The sequence below is a fragment of the Actinoplanes sp. NPDC048791 genome, assembly GCF_040650095.1.
GTDB lineage: Bacteria > Actinomycetota > Actinomycetes > Mycobacteriales > Micromonosporaceae > Actinoplanes.
Genome location: NZ_JBEZGQ010000467.1, coordinates 1 through 6337, shown reverse-complemented (window position 1 = coordinate 6337; position 6337 = coordinate 1). Strand labels below are relative to the sequence as shown.

Genomic DNA, 6337 nt, shown 5'->3' with positions numbered 1-6337 from the left:
GCGGAGATCGTGACGTTCCTGGAGGCGGTACGCGGCGGGGTGCCGCCGGTGCCGCTGGTCGAGGTCGTCGCCACCGCCTGGTGACCACCGTGGCGCCCGGTTCCGGCCGCGTCTTGGTCCGGGTTACTCAGCGCTGCTGCGGCGGCTCGCCCGGCATCCCGGTTCGTCCGGCATCCCGGCTCGGTCACGCCTTCGGTTTGGCGGCGCGCTCGGCCAGCCAGCCCGCCATCGCGCGGACGCCGTGGCCGATGGCCCGCTCGTCCGGGTTGAAGGCGCCGAAGTGCGGATAGCTCGTCTCGATGGCGGCCCCGGGCGATCGGACGCCGAGAAAGGTGTATGTGCCGGGAATCCGGTTCAGGAGCAGCGCGAAATCCTCACCGCTGAACGGGATCGCGGCATACGCCGTTCTTACCCGGCTACGACCGGCCGTGTGCTGGAGGTGCAGCTTGAGAGCAAGGGCTTCCTTCGGGGGACACACCATGGCTGGGAAGGGGTCCTTCGGGAAGTCCACCGTGGCCGGGCCGGCTGACCGCGCCAGCCGCCGGATGTCGTCGCGGACCCCGGCGTACCGCTCCTCGGGCCAGCAGCGGTAGGACACTCGGACTTCCGCCCGATCCCCGGCCGGGACGCCGGCCTGCATGGCGACGAACTCGGCCAGCGGCCCGTCCGGCGTCTGGAAGTCGGCCACGAGCCGTTCGAGGTCCGCGCCGGTGCTCGGCCGCGACACCGTGCCCAGCGCACTGATCTCCGCAGCGAGCTGCCGTGCCCGTGCCACTGCGTCCGGCCCGGTGAAGGTGATGACACCGCGATCCTGGCCGGGTAGGCCGTACCCGGGCGTGACAACGAACTGACCGACCGGGAACGGGCCGCAATGCAGGGCGTGGATCTCCGCCGGCCGCACCCGTCCGAGCACACCTGCGTCGAGCATCGCGGCGGCACCGGTGAGCGATTCCTCGGCGGGCTGGAACAAGAAGGCCACAGTGCCGGCGAGGCGGTGTCTCAGGCGTGCCAGTACCTCCGCGACCCCTACGCCCACTGTGGTGTGCAGGTCGTGCCCGCACAGGTGGGCTGCCTGTGGGCCGCCGCCCACCTGGTCGCCCGGCGCGACCGCGTCCATATCCGCCCGATAGGCGACCGTCCGGCCACGCCGTGAGCCGGTCAGCAGACCCACGACGCCGTGCCCGCCGACGCCCGTGGTGACATGGAGCCCGGCCGCTCGCAGGCGTTGGGCCACCACTTCGGCGGTTCGCTTCTCCTGACCCGCGGTTTCGGGATGATTGTGTAGCTCCCGGCGCAGATCGATCAGACTGCTGTCCAATCGGGACGCCACTGCGTCCACCGCATGCTGGTCCACCGGACCTCGCCGGGGGCTGCCACTGGCGTGCGCCGCCCCCGCGGGCGCCAGCCCTGCTCCGATGAGGCCGGCGGCGCTGCCGAGCACAAGCCGCCGGCTGACGATGCGGTCCCCCGAGTCCGACATGGTCCCTCCTCCAGGAGCGCGGCCGCCCCGCGGCGAGCCGGTCGACAAGAGCCTGTCGTACCCGGCCGGGCGGCACATTGCAGCCAGCCCCCTTATCTGCCGGGGGTTAACCCCACTGTCCGCCGGCCGGTGTGATGGGACGATCGGTATGGCGATGATTCACCGTCGTCATTGCGATGTCGCGGGATCTCGCGAGAAGGTCAGGGGCACGTCGAGGAGGTGCTTTGTGGACCCGTCACGGGTGTTGACCGGGCTCTGTGCCCTGCTGCTCGCCGCCGGAGCCGGCGCCGGTCCGGCTTCGGCCGCGCTGGCCAATCCCGCGCCGGTCGAAGCCGCGGCGGCCAATCCCGCACTAGCTCAAGCCGCGCCGGCCAGTACCGCACCGGCCCAAGCCGCGCTGGCTGATCCCGCGCCAGCTCAAGCCGCGCCGGCCAATCCCTCACTGGCGGATCCGGCACCGGCAGACCTCGCGCTGGCCGATCCCGCGTCGGGGAGCCCGACGACCAGGGAATTCGGCAACGGCCCGGAGCGCCACCAGGAAGCCGCGACGGCCCCCGAGGTCCGCGGCTCGGCCAGAGCGATCTGCGCGTCTACCCACCGGACCTGACCGACAAGTCGATCAAGCTGGGCCTGGTCCCGTACCACGAGATTGCGCCCCGGCTCAACGCCCTGCAGGACGCCTCCGACCGGGTCTCCGCCGAGGTGGTCGGCCATTCCGCCCTCGGCCGCGACCTCTACCTCGTCACCGTGACCGCCCCGGAGTCGGCCGCCGAGGCCGCCCGGCAGGACCGCTGGCGGGCGCTGATCGAGAACGACCCGCGGGCCGCCGCCCGCGACCGGGCCCTGCACCGCGGCTACAAGACCCCGGTCTGGATCAACGCGAACATCCACGGCGACGAGTGGGAAGGCACCGACGGCGCCCTGCGGGTCATCGAACGCCTCGCCACCGCCACCGACCGAGCCACCGCCGGCTTGTTGCGGCGGACCAGGTTCTACGTGACGGTCACCAACAATCCCGACGGCCGGATCGCCGGGGCCCGGGTCAACGGCGCCGGTTTCGACATCAACCGGGACCATGCAACCAGTTCGCAGCCGGAGTCGCGCGCCGTGCGCGACGTGGTCATCGGCACCCAGCCGCTCGTGATGCTCGACGAGCACGGCTACACCGGGGCGACCCTGATCGAGCCGGCCACGCCGCCGCACGGGCAGAACTACGAGTACGACCTGTATATCAAGCACGCGCTGCCGAACGCGCTGGGCATGGAGGCCGCGGTCAAGCAGTTGGGCCTTCCCGGGACCGAGAGCGTCGACATCCCGTTCCGGGACTACGCGCCGGGGGACTGGGACGACTGGCCGCCGATCTTCACCCCGATGTACGCGATCTACCAGGGCGCAGTCGGGCACACCGTGGAGATCCCTTGGCAGGTCAACCGAGGCGTCTACACCAGCCTGCCGGTCGAGGAGCTACGCCGCCGTTCTGTGGTGAACACCGCCGTGGCCACGGCCACCATCGAGGCCGCCCTTACCTACGCCGACACGCATCGGGCGTCGCTGCTCGCCGGTCAGATCGGGCAGTTCCGCCGGGGCTGGGCCGGTGCGCCCTCGCCGCGCATCCCGGACGGTTTTGTGCCCGGCTTCGGCCCTGAGGACCGGTATTCGACCGAGTTCCCGCGCGCTTACGTCATCCCGGTCGGTGCGAGCCAGCGCTCTGCTCCCGCGGCTGCCCGGCTCGTCGACCACCTGGTGGCCCACGACGTGCGGGTGACCAAGGCTCGCCGGGCCTTCTCGCTCAACGGCCGGCGCTACCCCGCCGGGTCCTACCTCGTCGACATGCACCAGCCCAAGCGTGGCCTTGCCAACGTGCTGCTCGAGGCGGGCCGGGACATCTCGGCGCTGGTTCCGCAGATGTACGACATCTCCGGCTGGAGCCACCGCCTGCTGTGGGGTGCGTCGGTCGACATCAGCCGCACGGCCGCCCCGAGGGTGAGGACCACGCCGGTCAAGGCCGCTTCCGCGGTCGGGTCAGTCACCGCCGGCAAGGGCCGCGACCTGGCGCTGCAGCTGCGCGATCCGGCTGACGTCCGAGCCACGAACGCGCTGCTCGACCTGGGCGTCAAGCTCCGGCGCACCGACGCGGGCACCGTCGTGGTCCCGGCCGCGGCGCGGCCCGAGGCCGAGGCTTTGGCCAGGCGTTACGGGGTACGTTTCAGCGCCGCGCCCCACGGCTCCGCCGGCACCCCGTTCAGCCGTCCGGTGCTGGCCGCCGCGGTCGCCGCCGACGAGCTGTTCGCGTTGCGTGAGATGGGCTTCGAGGTACGCCCCGTCTCCACGGCCCTGCTGAACGCCGGCACCGACCTGTCCGGCGTGGACACCCTGGTCGTCTCCTCCGGGTTGTCGTACGCGCAGCTCACGCCGACCGGCAAGGCGGCGGTCGACGACCTGCTCAGCCGCGGTGGCGTGGTGACGCGGGGCGCGACCGGCGCGGCCTTCAACGCGGCGGCGGGCCTGCTGCCGGCGACGGCGCTGCCCGGACGCGGTGACGCGAACGGTGTCGTCGCGGTCACCAACACCGGAGCGGTGATCGGCCTCGACGCGCTGCCGCACGCGTTCGTCTACTCGCCGATCTGGTTCACCGGCTCCGGCTTCACGGTCGAGCAGCGCTACGCCGCCGATCCACTGGTGGCCGGTCACTGGCAGCCGACCGGGCCCGGCGTAGGCGGGCCGGACCAGGCGGCCGGGAAGGCCTCGATCGTCTCGGGCCGGACGGCGCGCGGGGGCCGGGCGGTGCTCTTCGGCACCGAGCCGCTGTTCCGCGCCCACCCGAAGGGCCTGTACGCCGAGTTCGCCCGAGCCCTCTACTGGTCCGCCGGCTAGCGCAACAGCCGGCGAACGTCGGAACAACCGGACAGCGAAAGGAACCACGCCCAGGCAGGTAGCCGCGACGGCGGTGAGCACGACCCCGACCCCACCGGTCGAGTCGGCGCTTGCCGTCGCCGCCCCGACCCCGGCGAACGTGCCGACCCACAGCACCGTGCCCAGCGCCGACCAGCCCAGGAAGCGGCCGAACGGCATCCGGGCCACGCCCGCCACGATCGGCACGATCGCGTGGATCACCGCGACGAAGCGCACCGCCACCAGCGCCGAGGCGCCACGTTCGCGCAGGTAGTCCTCGGCGCGGTCGAAGCGTTCGGCGCCGATGCGGCGGCCCAGGCGGGTGCTGCGCAGGCGGGTGCCGAAGACGCGGCCGATCGCGTACCCGCAGATCTGCCCGGTCAAGGCGCCCGCCGTGCCCGCCGCGACCGCCAGGGCGAAGCCGCCCGGGCCGTGCAGCGAGGCGGCCAGCATGACCACGGACTCGCCGGGCACGAGCAGCCCGAGCAGGAACGTCATCTCGACGGCGGCCGAGAGGTACGTGAAGAGCAGGACCGACCACTCATCGAGCGTGGTCAGCCGGTCGACGAGAACGGTCGCGGCGTTGAGCAGGTCTGCGAGCACACGATCAGCCTTGTCGATCGGTGTCGCCGGGGATATCGGTTTTAGCCCCGAGAAACCCCTGATCCCGCCTCAGGGTGACCAGGGACACGCGGTGAGCCGACCAGGGACACGCGGAGAGCCGACCGGGGACGCGCGGAGAGGTGCCAGGGCACGCGAGGAGATGGGCGCAGCCCAGCGAGGAAACGACCGGGGACAGGCGAACAGGTGGGTGGGCACGCGACGAAGCGACCGGGGGCACGCGAAAGGCCCGGCCGCGAACGGCCGGGCCTTGCTCGACGGGGCGGGGGCGGTCAGGCCGCCGGCGGGTACGTCGAAGCGTAGGAGTGCTCCTCGGACGGCATCAGGATCCACAGCACCGGGTAGATCAGGATCTGGCTACCGGGAATCACGAACAGGGTCAGGACGAACAGCACCCGCGTCAGCCACGGGTCGAGCCCGAACCGGCGGGCCAGTCCCGCACACACGCCGGCGAGCATCCGGCCCTCGCGCGGGCGGACCAGTCCCTGGCGGGCCATGGAGTCGTGGACGGTGTTCATGGTGTCTCGCTTTCCTTGCCGGTGGCGTCGAACTTGACCCTTGAACAGTCCCATCCGCCCGGCCCCAGACACATCGGGGAACGACCCTGGCCGAGCCCTGAGCCACCGTCTCGGGGTCACACCAGCGAGCGGTCAGCGCCCCCGGGCGAGCAGCCCGCGCGGAGCCACCGACCACACCTGATTCGGCCCCACCCCGTACCGCTCGAGGATCGCGTTGACAGCCAGGATCGCCGAGGCGGCCGCCCGTTCCATCAGCGCCGACGGGAACGGCATCCGGACCCAGTCGCCGGCCAGGTACAACCCGTCGGCGTCGGTGACCACACCCGGGCGGCCCGCGTCGCTGCCCACGTTGAAGGCGGGCGCGTCCTCGCCCACCCGTTCCTCGACGTGCAGGATCGTCATGTCGACCGTCTCCGGCCAGAGGCCGCCCAGTTCCGTCCACATCCGCTTGGTCAGCTCGGCCGCGTCCAGGCCGGTCGGCGCCGCGTACGCGTGCAGCTCGATGACCGACCCGCCGAGGCGCCGCGCCCACTGGCCGGCGCCGCGTTCGATGCGGTGGTACAGCGTTACCGAGTCCAGCGTCGCCTCCCGGGAGACGCTGCTGAAGACCGCCCGCTCCGGGCGGCAGTCGCGGTCGGTCCAGAGCCGGCTGACCGCGTACGGGGCCGTGGTCTCGATCGCGGCGAGCTGGGAGGCCAGCTCCGGCGCGTGCCCCGCCAGGCCGGGGGAGGCTGCCGCGATGGTACGGGCGGCGCCGGGGTCAGCGGCGAGCACGACGTGGTCCGCGCTGAGCCGTTCGCCGTCGTCGAGGGTGACCGTCCAGCCG

The 6337-nt window shown here is 72.4% G+C and carries 6 protein-coding genes and 1 pseudogene; 2 read left to right on the top strand and 5 right to left on the bottom strand.

Annotated elements, in window-relative coordinates; translation table 11 throughout:
• Positions 1 to 188 (bottom strand): hypothetical protein (locus tag AB0C29_RS28160; RefSeq protein ID WP_360826083.1); only part of this gene is annotated, 188 nt, incomplete at its 3' end.
• Positions 185 to 1480, bottom strand: a complete 1296-nt coding sequence (locus tag AB0C29_RS28155; protein WP_360826081.1) for an amidohydrolase — start codon at positions 1478 to 1480, stop codon at positions 185 to 187. The genes AB0C29_RS28160 and AB0C29_RS28155, both read right to left, overlap by 4 nt.
• Positions 1481 to 1706: 226 nt before the next feature.
• On the opposite strand from AB0C29_RS28155, the gene AB0C29_RS28150 reads away from it, so the two are divergent.
• A complete protein-coding gene (locus AB0C29_RS28150) occupies positions 1707 to 2087 on the top strand; it encodes a hypothetical protein (RefSeq protein ID WP_360826078.1) in 381 nt (126 codons plus the stop codon).
• A pseudogene (locus tag AB0C29_RS28145) lies at positions 1991 to 2632 on the top strand (M14 family zinc carboxypeptidase); the annotation flags it as partial. The gene AB0C29_RS28150 and the pseudogene AB0C29_RS28145, both read left to right, overlap by 97 nt.
• 870 nt (positions 2633 to 3502) lie before the next feature.
• Here the strand turns inward: AB0C29_RS28145 and AB0C29_RS28140 are convergent.
• The 3 genes from AB0C29_RS28140 to AB0C29_RS28130 form a co-directional block, all read right to left on the bottom strand.
• The gene (locus AB0C29_RS28140) at positions 3503 to 4825 is read right to left on the bottom strand and encodes a DedA family protein (protein WP_360826086.1); all 1323 of its coding nucleotides are present in this window, start codon (positions 4823 to 4825) and stop codon (positions 3503 to 3505) included.
• Positions 4826 to 5265: 440 nt separating this feature from the next.
• A complete protein-coding gene (locus AB0C29_RS28135) occupies positions 5266 to 5511 on the bottom strand; it encodes a PspC domain-containing protein (protein ID WP_360826075.1) in 246 nt (81 codons plus the stop codon).
• 132 nt (positions 5512 to 5643) lie between these two features.
• Positions 5644 to 6337: FAD-dependent oxidoreductase (locus AB0C29_RS28130; RefSeq protein WP_360826072.1), on the bottom strand; the 694-nt coding region annotated here is incomplete at its 5' end.

What these genes read in the sequence shown, in the direction of transcription:
- AB0C29_RS28155 (WP_360826081.1), bottom strand. Translation starts at nt 1,480, where the DNA reads ATGTCGGACTCGGGGGACCGCATCGTCAGCCGGCGGCTTGTGCTCGGC.
- AB0C29_RS28140 (WP_360826086.1), bottom strand. Translation starts at nt 4,825, where the DNA reads ATGCTGGCCGCCTCGCTGCACGGCCCGGGCGGCTTCGCCCTGGCGGTC.
- AB0C29_RS28135 (WP_360826075.1), bottom strand. Translation starts at nt 5,511, where the DNA reads ATGAACACCGTCCACGACTCCATGGCCCGCCAGGGACTGGTCCGCCCG.